Source organism: Aliirhizobium smilacinae (assembly GCF_006335145.1).
Taxonomy (GTDB): Bacteria; Pseudomonadota; Alphaproteobacteria; order Rhizobiales; family Rhizobiaceae; genus Neorhizobium; species Neorhizobium smilacinae.
The window spans coordinates 294,469-306,973 of sequence record NZ_VDMN01000003.1; the positions used below are offsets into that span (position 1 = coordinate 294,469).

General features: G+C 58.5%; 16 protein-coding genes. 6 read left to right on the top strand and 10 right to left on the bottom strand.

The annotated features are described in order from the left end of the window. Nucleotides 1-28 precede the first annotated feature (28 nt). The 3 genes from FHP24_RS16110 to FHP24_RS16120 form a co-directional block, all read right to left on the bottom strand. Nucleotides 29-1,084: a 2,3-butanediol dehydrogenase gene (locus tag FHP24_RS16110; RefSeq protein WP_139677242.1), complete on the bottom strand. Its 1,056-nt coding sequence runs from the start codon at nucleotides 1,082-1,084 to the stop codon at nucleotides 29-31. Between the two features lie 196 nt (nucleotides 1,085-1,280). Further along, nucleotides 1,281-2,183 (bottom strand): RNA polymerase sigma factor RpoH, encoded by a 903-nt coding sequence (gene rpoH, locus FHP24_RS16115; protein WP_139677243.1) that lies wholly within the window; start codon nucleotides 2,181-2,183, stop codon nucleotides 1,281-1,283. A 196-nt stretch (nucleotides 2,184-2,379) separates the two neighbouring features. Next, nucleotides 2,380-3,165 carry a class I SAM-dependent methyltransferase gene (locus FHP24_RS16120; protein WP_139677244.1) on the bottom strand — a complete coding sequence of 262 codons (786 nt, stop codon included), beginning with the start codon at nucleotides 3,163-3,165 and terminating at the stop codon, nucleotides 2,380-2,382. On the opposite strand from FHP24_RS16120, the gene FHP24_RS28760 reads away from it, so the two are divergent. Then, entirely contained in the window at nucleotides 3,164-3,322 is a 159-nt protein-coding gene (locus FHP24_RS28760) for a hypothetical protein (protein WP_180356025.1), read from the top strand. The genes FHP24_RS16120 and FHP24_RS28760 overlap by 2 nt on opposite strands. 198 nt (nucleotides 3,323-3,520) lie before the next feature. Here FHP24_RS28760 and FHP24_RS16125 read toward each other — a convergent pair whose 3' ends face one another. The 4 genes from FHP24_RS16125 to FHP24_RS16135 form a co-directional block, all read right to left on the bottom strand. After that, on the bottom strand, nucleotides 3,521-3,826 hold the full coding sequence (locus FHP24_RS16125) for a DUF1127 domain-containing protein (protein ID WP_139677245.1): 306 nt from the start codon (nucleotides 3,824-3,826) through the stop codon (nucleotides 3,521-3,523). Nucleotides 3,827-3,918: 92 nt separating this feature from the next. Beyond that, the gene (locus FHP24_RS28765) at nucleotides 3,919-4,089 is read right to left on the bottom strand and encodes a hypothetical protein (RefSeq protein ID WP_180356026.1); all 171 of its coding nucleotides are present in this window, start codon (nucleotides 4,087-4,089) and stop codon (nucleotides 3,919-3,921) included. A 104-nt stretch (nucleotides 4,090-4,193) separates the two neighbouring features. Continuing rightward, the gene (locus FHP24_RS16130) at nucleotides 4,194-5,024 is read right to left on the bottom strand and encodes a helix-turn-helix transcriptional regulator (protein ID WP_394344638.1); all 831 of its coding nucleotides are present in this window, start codon (nucleotides 5,022-5,024) and stop codon (nucleotides 4,194-4,196) included. A gap of 140 nt (nucleotides 5,025-5,164) precedes the next feature. Beyond that, nucleotides 5,165-6,190 carry an RluA family pseudouridine synthase gene (locus FHP24_RS16135; protein WP_139677246.1) on the bottom strand — a complete coding sequence of 342 codons (1,026 nt, stop codon included), beginning with the start codon at nucleotides 6,188-6,190 and terminating at the stop codon, nucleotides 5,165-5,167. Nucleotides 6,191-6,217: 27 nt separating this feature from the next. Here FHP24_RS16135 and FHP24_RS16140 point away from each other — a divergent pair, with 27 nt between their 5' ends. Together FHP24_RS16140 and FHP24_RS16145 are read left to right on the top strand one after the other, a co-directional pair. Then, the gene (locus FHP24_RS16140; RefSeq protein ID WP_139677247.1) at nucleotides 6,218-6,604 is read left to right on the top strand and encodes a hypothetical protein; all 387 of its coding nucleotides are present in this window, start codon (nucleotides 6,218-6,220) and stop codon (nucleotides 6,602-6,604) included. After that, nucleotides 6,604-7,425 (top strand): TrmH family RNA methyltransferase, encoded by an 822-nt coding sequence (locus FHP24_RS16145; protein ID WP_139677248.1) that lies wholly within the window; start codon nucleotides 6,604-6,606, stop codon nucleotides 7,423-7,425. Before FHP24_RS16140 ends, FHP24_RS16145 begins: the two co-directional genes overlap by 1 nt. Before the next feature lie 3 nt (nucleotides 7,426-7,428). Here FHP24_RS16145 and FHP24_RS16150 read toward each other — a convergent pair whose 3' ends face one another. Both FHP24_RS16150 and FHP24_RS16155 read right to left on the bottom strand, forming a co-directional pair. Beyond that, nucleotides 7,429-8,583, bottom strand: a complete 1,155-nt coding sequence (locus FHP24_RS16150) for a hypothetical protein (RefSeq protein WP_139677249.1) — start codon at nucleotides 8,581-8,583, stop codon at nucleotides 7,429-7,431. Nucleotides 8,584-8,691: 108 nt separating this feature from the next. Continuing rightward, complete coding sequence (locus tag FHP24_RS16155; protein WP_394344639.1) at nucleotides 8,692-9,201, bottom strand: DUF1134 domain-containing protein; 510 nt, start codon at nucleotides 9,199-9,201, stop codon at nucleotides 8,692-8,694. A gap of 507 nt (nucleotides 9,202-9,708) precedes the next feature. Between FHP24_RS16155 and chpT the strand changes: the two genes are divergently transcribed. Together chpT and FHP24_RS16165 are read left to right on the top strand one after the other, a co-directional pair. Continuing rightward, the gene (gene chpT, locus FHP24_RS16160) at nucleotides 9,709-10,356 is read left to right on the top strand and encodes a histidine phosphotransferase ChpT (protein WP_139677251.1); all 648 of its coding nucleotides are present in this window, start codon (nucleotides 9,709-9,711) and stop codon (nucleotides 10,354-10,356) included. Nucleotides 10,357-10,465: 109 nt separating this feature from the next. Then, complete coding sequence (locus tag FHP24_RS16165; RefSeq protein ID WP_139677596.1) at nucleotides 10,466-10,828, top strand: response regulator; 363 nt, start codon at nucleotides 10,466-10,468, stop codon at nucleotides 10,826-10,828. 146 nt (nucleotides 10,829-10,974) lie between these two features. Here the strand turns inward: FHP24_RS16165 and ctrA are convergent, their stop codons facing one another. Continuing rightward, nucleotides 10,975-11,676 carry a response regulator transcription factor CtrA gene (ctrA, locus tag FHP24_RS16170; RefSeq protein WP_139677252.1) on the bottom strand — a complete coding sequence of 234 codons (702 nt, stop codon included), beginning with the start codon at nucleotides 11,674-11,676 and terminating at the stop codon, nucleotides 10,975-10,977. 420 nt (nucleotides 11,677-12,096) lie between these two features. Here ctrA and FHP24_RS16175 point away from each other — a divergent pair, with 420 nt between their 5' ends. Then, nucleotides 12,097-12,447: a flagellar export protein FliJ gene (locus tag FHP24_RS16175; RefSeq protein WP_139677253.1), complete on the top strand. Its 351-nt coding sequence runs from the start codon at nucleotides 12,097-12,099 to the stop codon at nucleotides 12,445-12,447. Nucleotides 12,448-12,505 lie beyond the last annotated feature (58 nt).

A 12,505-nucleotide genomic window follows, 5' to 3' on the forward strand; every position in this document is an offset into this window, starting at 1 on the left:
TTTTGTGTGCTCGAGCGGTCGGTCCGTATCAGTCCGGCGCGCGCACCAGGATCTTGATCTGGGTCTTTTCCGCAACCAGCGTGTCGAACCCCTGGGTGACGATGTCATCCAGTTCGATGCGCTTCGTCACCAGCTTGTCGGCCGAGAAATAACCCTGGACCATCAGGTTCATGACGGCCGGGAAGACGTCGCGATAGGCGATCGTGCCCTTCAGGCTCTTCTCCTTGAGCACGACCGTGTTGGGCTGGAAGGGAGCTTCCTTTTCCCAGATCGAAACGATGATCGTCTCGCCCTCGTAGCGGGTCGCGTCGATGCATTGCTGCAGCACTGCCGGGACACCGGTGACCTCGAACGTGACATCGACGCCGCCGGGCGTCAGTTCACGGATGCGCTGGGCGGCATTTTCCTTGGATGGATCGATGATGCTGGTGGCGCCGAGTTCGAGCGCCTTGGCGCCGCGCTGCGGCGATAGTTCGACGACATGGATCGCCGAGGCGCCTGCCACCTTCAGGGCTTCGACCACGAGCAAGCCGATCGGGCCTGCGCCGAAAACGGCAGCGGTGCCGCCGGCCTTGAGGCTGGAGAGGCGCACGGCATGCAGCGCGACGGCTGCAGGCTCGACGAGGGCGCCCTGTTCGAACGAGAGGCCTTCCGGCATCTTGTGGACCCAGCGCTCGCCGACCGTCGTATAACCGGCAAAACCGCCGCCGCCGCCGGAAAGGCCATGAAAGCCGAGATTGTCGCAGAGATTGTACTTGCCATGGAAGCAGGCGTCGCACTTACCGCAGGCGAGGATCGGTTCGACCACCACACGGTCGCCCGGCTTGACGCGTTCGACACCTTCGCCGACCTCGGACACTTCGCCGGAGAATTCGTGGCCCATGATGATCGGTGCAATATCATGGCTGACGGGGTGCGGTGCCTTGACCGGCACGAAGATCGGTCCGGCCACATATTCATGCAGGTCGCTGCCGCAGATACCGGCCCATTTGACCTTGATCTTGACCTGTCCTGCTGAGGGCTTCGGTTCCGTCACTTCCTCAACGCGGATATCCTTGGCGCTGTACCAGCGTGCTGCTTTCATCAGTCATTCTCCTTCAGGCTCTGACGAGGGCAATCCGACGGGTGTAGCGCTGAAGCATGAGAAACTTGATAGGCAACAATTTTTCCGGAACATGAAAACAGTACAAAGTGTCGCATCCTTGAGACAGGTGCGGGCATAAAAAAGACCGCAACCCTGGGGTCGCGGTCTATCTAAATTAGCAAGGTATTCTGGATGCTTAGGCGTCGACGACGCGCAGGGCCTGAGCCTGGGCAAGCGCTTCCTTCTGGACCGCATCCTGCACCTTTTCGAAGGCGCGGACTTCGATCTGGCGTACGCGCTCGCGGCTGATGTCGAATTCCGACGACAGCTCTTCGAGCGTGATCGGATCCTCGGTGAGGCGTCGGGCCTCGAAGATCCGCCGTTCGCGATCGTTCAGCACGCCGAGCGCCTTGGCCAGCATCCGCCGGCGGGTGTCGAGCTCATCCTGCTCGATCAGCACGGCTTCCTGGCTTTCGCTGTCATCCACCAGCCAATCCTGCCACTGGCCGGATTCGCCTTCCGCTGCACGGATCGGAGCGTTGAGCGATGCATCACCGGAAAGCCGGCGATTCATCGATACGACTTCCTCTTCGGAAACGTTCAGCTTGGTGGCGATCTCGGTGACCTGGTGAGGCTTGAGGTCGCCTTCGTCGATAGCCTGGATCTTGCCCTTCAAGCGTCGCAGGTTGAAGAACAGGCGCTTCTGGTTGGCAGTCGTACCCATCTTCACCAGCGACCACGAACGCAGGATATATTCCTGGATCGAAGCCTTGATCCACCACATGGCATAGGTGGCCAGGCGGAAACCGCGTTCCGGATCGAACTTCTTGACGGCCTGCATCAGGCCAACATTGCCCTCGGAGACCACTTCGCCGATCGGCAGGCCGTAGCCGCGATAGCCCATGGCGATCTTGGCCACGAGACGAAGGTGGCTGGTCACCAGCTTGTGGGCAGCGTCGCGGTCGCCATGCTCGGCATAGCGCTTGGCAAGCATGTATTCCTGCTGGGGTTCCAGCATGGGAAACTTGCGGATCTCATCGAGATAACGATTGAGGCCGGCTTCACCGGCGGTAATGGAAGGCAAATTATTGCGGGCCATAAAGCACCCCTTTCCGAACGTTGTCGGCTCCCTCAGACGTAAGCTGTCCCTGTTCGAAGGCGAACCGAATATGGCGCGGATCGTTGCCGATCCCGCACCAATGCAGGTACCAAGTAAGTACGGCGGAACAGTGATTCAAGATATCACGAAGGCGTTATATCATTACGTTTTGGTAATGCTTCTGCGCCGTTTCAGGTCAGCGGTAAACCCGTTCCGAAAGGGATCGCATGCCTGACCTGACCATCATTTCATAGACCATGCGGCGGGCCATGGGATTGTGCAATCTTATTGCTTTCGAACCGAGAAAATCGGTTTTAATGTGGTCGAAGGCCATCAGGTCCGGCGCTTCGTCGATCACACGGCAATAGAAGTCGTGAAACTCCTTGCGACAGACGTAGGTCTTGTACTTCGTCATGCATAAGGTCGCGAGTTCGTCCTGCCGCTCTCGCAGAAAATCAGTCACGCCGACCGTCACTTCCGGCCATGCCGGATTGAAGGTGTCGTCGAAAGCGATGATGCCGTGGGGGGCAAGCGCATCAAGGGCTAGCACGCTGTCGGATGTCACATGATGCAGCATGTGGCCGCCGTCGATGCTGAAAAAGCGCGTGGTGCCGATCTTCTCGGTAATGTCGGTCGGCCGAAGCTGCGTACTGTCTCCGCAGATGACCAGATCCTGATCCACCGGCAGGCCCAGTCTTTCGCCGTTCTCGATGAAACGGTCATATTGCGTGACTGTTTCGCCGCCGCTCTGGTCGATATCGAAAAGGTCGATCGCCAGGATCTTTTCCTTATCGCCGCATACCTTCCTGTAGAGGAAATAGGAGCGTCCGTAGAACACGCCGATTTCGGCCACGCCGCCGCTCAGTCCGTGCGTGTTCTGCGCCTGAAGCAGCGCCAGAAAGACGAGCGCATCCGGAGGGTCGATATATCCCTCGACTGTCTGCAGATCCTTGAAGATGAATTTGCGGATATCTCCGTTCATGCTGCGTGTCTTCGATGTTGCAGAGCGCTGGCCTGAAGAAGATGAAGTCACAGAGGATTCCGATGCAGACATTGCCGCAAATGAAGCTTTTTTATCTTCCGCACGTATTTTGCGTTGCAGCAAGTGTGATAATTTAAGCAAAGGTTGTTCGCCCTGATGAAAGAATCATTCCCTCCTCGGATCGAACAATTAAGTACATCATTCCCATAAATAAGAAACGGCTTGTTTGCTATATTTATATGTCGCTTCGGTGTTGTTGATAAAGTCTCGGGTTTTCACTCGGCTTTGCTTTTTTCCTCCCGGTAAAGCCATGGATGGCCGGCCATGGACGACTTGTCATAAGACCCGCCTCGCGCTAACGGAATCGACGTTCGAGATCGTGTGAGTTGCTTTGCCGGTAGCGGCTGTACTCGCCATAGGCCTGGCAGCGGGAGACGCCGATATCCTTGAGCTGTTCGTCGTTCAGCTCCAGAAGTGCCAAGGTATTGCTACGCTGGCGCAGCCTTGCCGCAAGCCAGCGCGCGACACGGGCAAATAAATCTCGCCTGGGCGCAGAAAGGGACGCATCCCCTGTTTCTCGGGCCTCTTCGGTCGGCAGATCGAAGGCATAGTCTATGGGTTCCGGCGCGCGGTCGAAGACCGCCCGGTTCTCGTTTTTCATGATATCCTCCTGGGATCAGGTCGGCCTCGTCTTCGCGGGCCAAGAGGGGCGGTCAGTCAGCCGCTCCCGTTTCTCAAAATCGTTCTTGTTATTCAGCGACTGGTATGGGCACCAGCCGTCGCCGCGCGTGTGGCTGCTTCTGCTTCTCGCAAAACGACGGCGCATTCCTCACAGCAGACCTCGACGGTTCTGCCGCCGATCTTCACGGCGATGCGGGTGTCGTCGAGTTCGCAGTCGCATACGGCGCAGGTATTGTCCTTCATCTCATCTCTCCAGTGTTCGATGTCGATGATGTGAGAAAACACCGATTGGCGATTTCGCGCTGTCAGAATCTTTAGCGATCTTCTTCGCGATCGGTTTTGGGCGGTTATCGCAGGCCGGCGAAACGCTGGAACTCGGCCGGGGTGCGGCCATAAGCCTGCCGGAAGGATGAGGAGAAGTGGCTGTGGCTGGAAAAACCGAGATCGAGCCCGAGCTCGGTCAGGTCGTCGTAGCTGCCGAGCAGATCCAGAGCGCGCGCCAATCTGAGGCGCAGTTGATAGCGATAGAGCGGCATGCCTTCCACCTTACGGAAGACCTGGGTCAGATAGACGGGCGAAACGCCGGTCTCTTTCGCGATTTCCGACAATGTCCAGCGCCGGGCAAGATCGGATGACAGCAGGAGCTTGGCGCGGTTAACGAGTTTCTGGGTGCTGAATCCGGGTGTCGGCGGGCGTGCGGTCCGCTCGCCGACGGACCGGCGGACGAGCGTGAGTGCCAGGGCCTCGCCTTCCAGCGGCTCGGCGGTTCGGCTGACAAGGCTGTGCCGCAGCAGGGCTACCTGCGCCTGCGCGCGGGCATCGATGCCGAGGCGCTGCTTGTTGAAGCCGAACCTCTCTCCAGCACGGCGATGAACATCCGGCACCAGCTCGTCGAGCAATACTTCCGGCAGGTTAAGGCTGATTGAGGCATCTCCACCCTCGACCGGATGGCTGATGCGATAGATATCGCCCTTGTTGAAGAAAAGAACCTGGCTTGCCTCCGCCACCGCCTCGTCATTGCCGATATGGCGCATGAAGACGCCGCGATAGGGAAAGACGAGGCAGGTGTTGCTCGATGTTTCCTCTTCACTCAGATGCCGGCATTGCCCATCGCAAACGACATCCCAGACCGTCACAAGGTCAGTCTCCAGCAGCTTGGTCGAATGCATATGGCTCACGGACATCGGCGTGACGGCGTTCTCTTGGTGGTCGTCGTCGAGATATACGCTCGTTCGCGTTTTGTTTCCATCCCTGATTCAGACAATCAGTTCTCGCAATGCCGAACGACAGAACCGATCCCGCTTTTGCCGGAATGACCTTATTCGCGAAGTGCCTCGATCAGCGCTGCCATGTCTTCCGGTACCGGTGCCTCGAATTCCATGATCTCGCCGGTGCGCGGATGCTCGAATGCAAGCAGAAAGGCGTGCAGCGCCTGGCGCGGAAAGGCGCCGACGACGCTTCTGGCCGGTTCCGGCAGCCGATTGGCCTTGGTCTTGAAGCCGCCCGAATATTCCGGGTCGCCAACCAGCGGGTTACCTACATGCGCCATGTGGACGCGGATCTGGTGGGTGCGGCCCGTCTCCAGCCGGCATTCGATCAGGGATGCCAGCGCCGTGGCGTCGGGCGCCTCCTGGAAGCGTTCGATGACATCGTAGTGCGTGACGGCCTGGCGGGCGTCGGAGGAGTTCTCGCGTTTGACGGCGCGCTTGGTGCGGTCGCCGCTCGAGCGTCCGAGCGGCGCATTGATCGTGCCTTTCAACTGGCTGGGGCGGCCCCAGACGACAGCCTGATAGGCGCGTTGCAGATCGCCCGAACGGCCGTGGTCGGCAAACTGCTCGGCGAGATGGCGGTGGGCGATGTCGTTCTTTGCGGCCACCATGACGCCGCTGGTTTCCTTGTCGAGGCGGTGGACGATGCCGGGTCGCTTGACGCCGCCGATGCCCGACAGGCTTGCGCCGCAGTGATAGATAAGCGCGTTGACCAGCGTCCCGGTCCAGTTGCCGGCGCCGGGATGCACAACGAGGCCGGCCGGCTTGGCAATGACGATCAGGTCGTCGTCCTCATAAAGGACCTCGAGCGGAATATTCTCGCCCTTGGGTTCAGGATCCTCCGGTTCGGGCTGGACGAGTTCAACCACATCACCGGGCTGGATCTTCTTTTTCGGCTCGGTCACCACCTTGCCGTTGACGGAAACCGCACCTTCCTCGATGAGCGCCTTGATGCGGTTGCGGGACAATTCTCCGTCAACTTGCGCCGTCAGCCATGCATCCAGCCTGCCGCTGTCATCTTCGCCGGCATTCAGGACTTTCCTTGGCAGTCCGGCTTCGCTAAAGGTCTCGCTCATTCAATCATTCCGTTCAAAGGACAGTCCATGCCGCAGCCAGATATCGAGGATAAGGAACAGCCACTCGATCCGGCGATGGAGAGAATCCGCCAGAAGATGGTGCGCCTGCAGCTCATTTCGGGCGGTATCTTGGTGGTCTGCTTTATGGCGGTCATTGCCGCCATTGTCTACAAGATCTCCCTGCGCCCGGAAGCACCGGCGATCGCCGCTACTTCCGGTGGTTTTGCGGTTCCTGCCGATCAGCCGCTTGCCGCGACTGCAGCACTGCCACCCGGCTTCGATATCCAGCAGGTATCGCTTTCCGGCAGCCAGGTGCTCTTTTACGGAGCGCTTAACGGCACCCCGAAGGTCTACATCTTCGATCTTTCGGTCGGCCGGGTGATTGCCGACGTGACGGTCGGCCAGGGCCGCTGATGACTGTGATCCGCATCGAGCATGCGGAAGATCCCCGCATCGACGAATTCCGTTCCATCCGCGAACGGGATCTCGTCGGGCGGCATGGACGCTTCATCGCCGAAGGAACGGTGGTGCTGCGCATGCTGGCGGCCGCACATAAGCGGGGCGGCGAGTTCGCAGCCGAAAAAATCCTCATTCTCGAAAACCGGCTCGCCGGGGTTGCCGATATCCTGTCGGAGTTTCCGGAGGATGTGCCCGTCTATGTCGCCGACAGCGCGGTTCTCGACGGCATTGTCGGGTTCCATCTCCATCGCGGCATTCTGGCGGTCGGCAGGCGGGTGAGGGAGGTATCGGCCTCCGAACTGCTAGCCGGGCTCCCCGAAAATGCTCTGGTCGCGGCGGCGATCGGTATATCCAACCACGACAATATCGGCTCGATCTTCCGCAATGCGGCGGCATTCGGCGTCAGCGCCGTGCTGCTCGATGAAAGCTGCTGCGATCCGCTCTATCGAAAGTCGTTGCGGGTTTCGGTCGGCGCCGTGCTGCAGGTTCCTTACGCGCGCGGTGGAACGACACTGGAGCTTGTGTCAGGGCTTTTCGAAAACGGTTTTGCCGTCTGGGGTCTGTCGCCTGCTGGGCGCACGGAGATCCGAAAGGTTCCATCGTCTCCGCGGATGGCGCTTCTGACCGGCAGCGAGGGAAATGGCCTACCGCCAGCGCTGATGGAAAAGATCGAGACCGCCAGCATCGCGCAAACGCCGGGCCTTGATAGCCTCAATGCCGCGACGGCGACCGGTATCGCGCTTTATCAGATCGCCAGCGCCCAGGGGCGCATCTGAAACTTATTGGCCGGTGGCGGCCGGTCCGCTGGTCGTTTCGAGCAGGGAGCGGACGCGTGCCGCAAGGCTCTGACGTTTGCCGTCCACAGACTTGCCGGCAATCATGGCATTGATCGGGGAAGACCGGCCTTCGGCAAGGGAGGTCATCGCCGCCATGCTGGCGGCGATCGTTGCCATTTCTTCGCGCAATACATCATCATTGGCCGTCGTTTTACCATTCGCCACGCGCTCGGAAAGGGCGGTGGCACGGTTTCTGGCATCCCCGGCCAGCTGTGCGACGCGGGTTTCGATATCCGTATCCGTTCCCGACTTTACCGGGGCCGGCTTTGTCGGAGCTTGGGGTTTGCCGCTGGTCGCGGCTTTCTGAGGAGACGTTGCCTGAACCTCATCCTTGACGGTCATCTTGTCGCGCAAGCGGGCTAGCTCCTCGTTGCGACGCTCCAGCGCCGTTTCTTTGTCGGTCCGCAGGGATACTTCCCTGGTCAACTTCTCTTCCAGCTTCGTGGACCGGTATTCCTCATTGGCAAGCCGCGTTTCGGCTTCCTTGGCCCTTGCGGTCTGGATGCGCGCATCCTTGCGCAGGATGTCGCGTTCTTCGCGCAAGGCGCTGACACGAAATTTCAGGTTTTCGACTTCGGTTTCGCGCGTCGACAGATCGATCCGGGCATTGTCTCTTCTCGCCGAAAGAAGCTCGATCTGCTGGCGCAGCTGTTCGATATCGAGGTCCTTTGCGATACTCTGTTCTTCCGAGGTTTCGAGCGCGCCCTTCAGTTCGGCGATATAGCTGCCTTCCTGACGCAACTGCGACTTGAGGTCTGATGCTGCCACATCGAGATTTTCTGCCGCGGCCTTCAACTCGATATTGTCGGCAGTCAGCTTGCGGATTTCGTCCTTGAGGTTGTCGCCCTTCAATGTCAGCGAAACGACCCGGTCCTTTTCCTGCAGCAGCTCCTGCTTGGTGCGTGCATTTTCCGCGGCATAAACGGCGCGCGCCATGTCACGCTGGGCACGTACTTCCTGCGGGCTGATCGGTACCGTTGCCCTGATGCGATTTTCGGTGAAAGAAACGATCCGGCGATGGATTGCCGGGGCAACCAGCATCGCGATCAGCAGGGCGCTCAAAAAACCAAGGCCAAAAAGCAGAGCAAATTCGATCACGATCGGGCCGTCTTGGTGTGGATATGCGGGAATGCACGTTTAAGCATGCAGACGAGACAGCGGCAAGCGCGCTCTTCATCGACTGGCCGCCTCAAACGGCAAAGAAAATCAGAAGGGGTTCCAGGTCGGCGAACGGGTCAGCTTCAGATAGCCGATGTTGACGCCCAGCCTTGCACCGACGCCGGTGCGGATCGGAACAAGCACGACATTCTCGTTGCGCAGCACGGTCATGCCGACGCCTGCGACGACGAAAGCGGAGCCCGATACGCCGCCGAAACGGGCATAGAGGGAATCGACCGACGGGAGGTCGTAGACGAGCATCATTACGCGCGTGCCCTGGCCGCCATAGTCGATACCAAGCGACGGGCCCTGCCAGAAGCTCGGATGCTGGCCGGCATTCTTGGTGTAGAGCTGGCCTTCGCCATAGGTAAGGCCGGCGATGAACGCTCCGGAGCCTTCCTGGCCGAGGATATAACCGTTCGGCAGGCCGAATTTCTGGAAGGCGTTTTCCACGACCTTTGCCAGCCCGCCACTGGTCGAACCGAAGAAGCCGTGACCCGCGTCAACGACTTCCTGCAGCGAATACTGGCTGCTGTTCTGCTGCGCGGCAGCCGGCATGGCGAAAAGCCAGACGGCCGCAAAGGCGACGATCAGGGCTTTCAGGCGAAGGGCGAGAGCGGAGACTTGGAGGCGGCGCATGTTCAGGTCCGTTTTTAAATCGTCCATAGGGCGTAGCATCATGCTTCAGCTGGCACCATTCTGGCGACATGATATTAACAACCAGTTAAGCATTTGAAAGACTAAGATCTTGATATCGTTGATGCTGGATGTCTTAATCCGCCATCGAGCCGATCTCCAACGGCCTTTCGGCTGCGATCGGCGGGCTGTGGCCGTCGCTTGATACGCATGTCGAACTTGTCTTTGTTGAGGCGCTGAGCGGTGGTCTGCATCGAGAGAAGAATGTCGAATTAAGACAATTCGACGATGTTTGTCGTCATCGTGAGCGTGGCTTAATGGTCAGTTTACCAAACGTAGTGTCATTATGCCGGCCTTATCGTTCCATCCCCGCGCAATCTTGCCATGGCAAAGAGCGGCTATGGGCACCAGATGCATCAGGAGAATAGCATGCCGAAAAACCCCAATCTCACCCTGAGCGGTCCGGATCTGGCGGCACTCCTGTGCAGCCGTGTCTGCCATGACGTGATCTCGCCGGTCGGCGCAATCAACAATGGTCTCGAGCTGCTCGACGAGGGCGCTGCCGACGCCGACGCTCTCGACCTGATCCGTACCTCTGCCGTGAATGCCTCGGTGCGGTTGAAATTCGCCCGCCTTGCCTTCGGTGCTTCCGGTTCGGTCGGCGCGTCGATCGATACCGGTGAGGCGGAGAAGGCGGCGAAAGACTTTGCTATCGCCGAGAAAAAGACCGAGGTGACCTGGACCGGCCCGCGTGCCATCATTCCGAAGAACCGGGTCAAGCTGCTGCTCAATCTGTTTCTCGTGGCGTATGCGGGCATCCCGCGCGGCGGCTCCGTGGACGTCGAACTCGAAAATCCGGAAACCGATGCCCGCTTCACGATTACGATCAAGGGTCGGATGATGCGCGTTCCGGCAAAATTCGTCGAGATCTGCAGCGGCGTTTTGGAAGAAGCCGTCGATGCTCACACGATCCAGCCCTATTATACGGTTCTGCTGGCCGACGAATGCGGCATGGACCTCAAGCATGTCGTGTCCGAAGACAAGATCACCTTCATTGCGGAACTCGCTACCGAGTAACTCCGCTTACGTCTGCGCGCTCTTAACGGGGCGCGTAACCTTTCGTTAGCTGCGATCCACTATATCTTTGGGGTCTACCGCCATGGCGGTCGCTGAAGGGGAGCGGGTTATGCAGCGTCTGATGATCGCAGATAGTTCTGATATTGTGCGAAAGGTCGGCAAGCGCATTCTTTCCGAACTGGGCTTCCTGATCGCCGAAGCCGGTGATTCGCGTGATGCTCTCAGGGGCTGCCAGACGGAATTGCCGAATTTCATGATCGTCGATGCGAGCCTCGAAGGTGCGCTGGATCTGATCGCAGCCGTGCGTGCTCTGCCGGATGGAAAAAGCGTGAAGATCTTCTACTGCGTCATCGAGGCGGACCTGAAGCGAATGATGGCCGGCAAAAGGGCAGGGGCGGACGAGTTCCTGCTGAAGCCGTTCGACCGCAAGATTCTCACCTCGGTTTTCTCTCCCTACGCTGCCGCCGCCTGAGTTCAGGCAGGTCCCAGATATGTAAATTTCACGGCGGCTTCGGTCGCCGTTTCATTTTGTGCGCCGGAAAACTCGAAACAACGGACAAAATAAAACCCGCCGGGCTTACCAGGCGGGTCTTAAGGCAAAGGGGATTGTCTTTCGCGTCAAGCCGTTTCGGCGAGTTCCGCACCGTCCGGCTCGCGCAGCACGTAGCCGCGGCCCCAGACCGTTTCGATGTAGTTCGCACCGCCTGCGGCATTTGCAAGCTTCTTGCGCAGCTTGCAGATGAACACGTCGATGATCTTCAGTTCCGGTTCGTCCATACCGCCGTAAAGGTGGTTGAGGAACATTTCCTTGGTGAGCGTGGTACCCTTGCGGAGCGAAAGCAGCTCCAGCATCTGGTATTCCTTGCCCGTCAGGTGAACGCGCTGGCCGCCGACTTCGACGGTCTTGGCGTCGAGATTGACGATCAGTTCGCCGGTGATGATGATCGACTGGGCGTGGCCCTTGGAGCGGCGGACGATCGCATGAATGCGAGCGACCAGCTCATCCTTGTGGAAGGGCTTGGTCATGTAGTCGTCGGCGCCGAAGCCGAGACCGCGGACCTTGTCCTCGATGCCGGCCATGCCGGACAGGATGAGGATCGGCGTCTTGACCTTGGAGAGCCGAAGCGTCCGGAGAACTTCATAACCCGACATGTCGGGCAAGTTCAGGTCAAGAAGAATGATGTCGTAGTCGTATAATTTGCCAAGATCGACGCCTTCTTCACCAAGATCAGTGGTGTAGACGTTAAAGCTTTCCGATTTCAGCATCAGCTCGATGCTCTGCGCTGTCGCGCTGTCATCTTCGATGAGTAGAACCCGCATAATTTTCCCCTTTACCGCCGCGCAAGGTTACTTTTGCCCCCTCACTCGTTACGGATCCAGACTGTGCCTGATTTGGAAGCTGCCACCAAATGGTTAACAAACTGTGACCTGATTTGGCAAGGTGCATCAATTTATTAAGCAAAATAAGTAGTAGCCTGTTTTCCTTTACGGATTGGACATCACCATGTTGAATCAGCGGACGAGGTTTCTCCGCTAAGTGATTCTTGCGACTGACACATTGCCGCTGTCCGATTCGGACTTGGTATTTACCGACCCTTAAACGATCGTCTTTATCATTAATGATGCCCGTAAACGAAAAGTTAATGCCGCGTCAAATTTATTAACGTGTCTGAAGTTTTTTGATCTGCACTGTAACAGGCAGATCACGGGCCGGGGTGTTGGTATCCAGGAGTATTGCGTATGAAATCGCGTGACAGCCTTGTTCGCCTGAAAGGATTTCAGGTTAACGAAAAGCGTCGTCAGTTGCAGCAGCTGCAGATGATGATGGCAGAATTCGAACGGATGGCGAAGGAACTGGAACACCAGATCACGCTTGAAGAGAAAAAATCGGGAATTACGGATCCCGGTCATTTCGCTTATCCGACATTTGCAAAAGCCGCGCGCCAGCGTGCGGATAATTTGCAGGTCTCGATTCGGGAACTGAGAGTCCAGCAGGATAGTGCCGAACTGGCACTGGAGGAGGCGGAGGCAGAACTTGCCAAGGCTTCGGCGCTCGAAGAGCGTGACGGCGGAATGCGCGCCCGCGCCTAAGGCGGGGACGTATCAATTTGGATGAAGAGGGCGACCCGCAAGGGGCGGCGCCCTTTTT

Coding starts and splice junctions, on each gene's coding strand:
- FHP24_RS16125 (WP_139677245.1), bottom strand. CDS start 3,826: ATGAAAAACGAGAACCGGGCGGTCTTCGACCGCGCGCCGGAACCCATA.
- ctrA (WP_139677252.1), bottom strand. CDS start 11,676: ATGCGGGTTCTACTCATCGAAGATGACAGCGCGACAGCGCAGAGCATC.
- FHP24_RS16155 (WP_394344639.1), bottom strand. CDS start 9,201: ATGCCGGCTGCCGCGCAGCAGAACAGCAGCCAGTATTCGCTGCAGGAA.
- FHP24_RS16140 (WP_139677247.1), top strand. CDS start 6,218: ATGCCGCAGCCAGATATCGAGGATAAGGAACAGCCACTCGATCCGGCG.
- FHP24_RS28760 (WP_180356025.1), top strand. CDS start 3,164: ATGCTGCGTGTCTTCGATGTTGCAGAGCGCTGGCCTGAAGAAGATGAA.
- FHP24_RS16120 (WP_139677244.1), bottom strand. CDS start 3,165: ATGAACGGAGATATCCGCAAATTCATCTTCAAGGATCTGCAGACAGTC.
- FHP24_RS16135 (WP_139677246.1), bottom strand. CDS start 6,190: ATGAGCGAGACCTTTAGCGAAGCCGGACTGCCAAGGAAAGTCCTGAAT.
- FHP24_RS16110 (WP_139677242.1), bottom strand. CDS start 1,084: ATGAAAGCAGCACGCTGGTACAGCGCCAAGGATATCCGCGTTGAGGAA.
- FHP24_RS16145 (WP_139677248.1), top strand. CDS start 6,604: ATGACTGTGATCCGCATCGAGCATGCGGAAGATCCCCGCATCGACGAA.
- FHP24_RS16175 (WP_139677253.1), top strand. CDS start 12,097: ATGAAATCGCGTGACAGCCTTGTTCGCCTGAAAGGATTTCAGGTTAAC.
- rpoH (WP_139677243.1), bottom strand. CDS start 2,183: ATGGCCCGCAATAATTTGCCTTCCATTACCGCCGGTGAAGCCGGCCTC.
- chpT (WP_139677251.1), top strand. CDS start 9,709: ATGCCGAAAAACCCCAATCTCACCCTGAGCGGTCCGGATCTGGCGGCA.
- FHP24_RS28765 (WP_180356026.1), bottom strand. CDS start 4,089: ATGAAGGACAATACCTGCGCCGTATGCGACTGCGAACTCGACGACACC.
- FHP24_RS16165 (WP_139677596.1), top strand. CDS start 10,466: ATGCAGCGTCTGATGATCGCAGATAGTTCTGATATTGTGCGAAAGGTC.